2 protein-coding genes are annotated in these 1,055 nt (G+C 66.9%); one reads left to right on the plus strand and one right to left on the minus strand.

What is annotated here, in order from left to right:
- The coding region (locus tag ABZ070_RS37505) for a transposase family protein (protein WP_356640698.1) at positions 1-402 on the plus strand (402 nt) is incomplete at its 5' end.
- Between the two features lie 71 nt (positions 403-473).
- Here the strand turns inward: ABZ070_RS37505 and ABZ070_RS37510 are convergent.
- Positions 474-608 (minus strand): hypothetical protein, encoded by a 135-nt coding sequence (locus ABZ070_RS37510; RefSeq protein WP_356640700.1) that lies wholly within the window; start codon positions 606-608, stop codon positions 474-476.
- Positions 609-1,055 lie beyond the last annotated feature (447 nt).

Here is a 1,055-nt window from a genome sequence, read left to right on the forward strand (position 1 = left end):
GCGGGATCAGTTGCCGACATCACCCAAGCCCGGGATGCCGGCCTGGTCGACCTCCTGGCCGACACCATCGACCTGCAGATCCTCGCCGACGCCGGCTACCAGGGCCTGGCCGCACAGACCCACGGCCAGGTCGTCACACCACCCCGCAAACGCCGCGGCAAACACCTCGAGCACCTGCAATGGCTCATGGCCCACCACGAAGCCGCCCGCTTCGCCCACTCCTCAGCACGCATCCCCGTCGAGCACGGCATCGCCCACCTCAAGAACTGGAGAGCCCTCGCGCGACACCACACCCGCCGGGACAACCTCCCTGACACCATCCGGGCCATCGCCGGACTCCAATCCGACCAGCGAGCAACCCAACACAACAAAACACTCGCACTGCCCGCCGCACAGACGTGATCACAACACCAGCCGCTACCCCAGCACGACCTCACGCTAATCACCCACGAGGTCGCAAGGGAGGGCATCGTCTATCCGCGGCTTCGGATATGGGCAAGGAAGTCGTCCAGCACGGCCTTGGCCGGTGGGGTCATCACAGGCAGATGCCGGTCGTCCAGGTGCCACCAGTCCCGCGCCATATGGAACAGCTCCAACTGTCCAGGCATGGCCAGATGGGGGAAACGGCGCGGGAGGTGCGAACTGCAGTGCGCCGCTTGGTCTGCAGCCGGCGCCGCTCGTAGAGCCCGGTCTGCTCGTCCGTCCGGTCCGGGACGTCTTCAGGCGCGGGGCGGACGGTCCGCCGAACCACAGCTGGTCTCCGCCACCGAGTGCGACGCCGTCGATGTCGTACTCCGTCTCGGCGAGGAACAGCACGCAGCGTCGGCAATGTTCGTCCCTGAGCGGCAGCACGCGACGGCACCGATGGCAGGGCGCTGAGGGACGGTCGATCCCAGTTGAGGCAGGGCGCGCACCGCTGGTCCCTTTCGTTCGTCCAGGCGAGGCACTCGCGGCAGCTGCCTAGGTGTTCTGTCCGAGGAGGTTGTGGACGGGTGAGCCAGGTCTCGGCTGAAGGATCTTGAACAACTCGGGAACGGACGACACCGGACGAACCG

The sequence above is a fragment of the Streptomyces sp. NPDC006283 genome (assembly GCF_040613325.1).
In the GTDB taxonomy this organism is placed as follows: Bacteria; Actinomycetota; Actinomycetes; order Streptomycetales; family Streptomycetaceae; genus Streptomyces.

Coding starts and splice junctions, on each gene's coding strand:
- ABZ070_RS37510 (WP_356640700.1), bottom strand. CDS start 608: ATGCCTGGACAGTTGGAGCTGTTCCATATGGCGCGGGACTGGTGGCAC.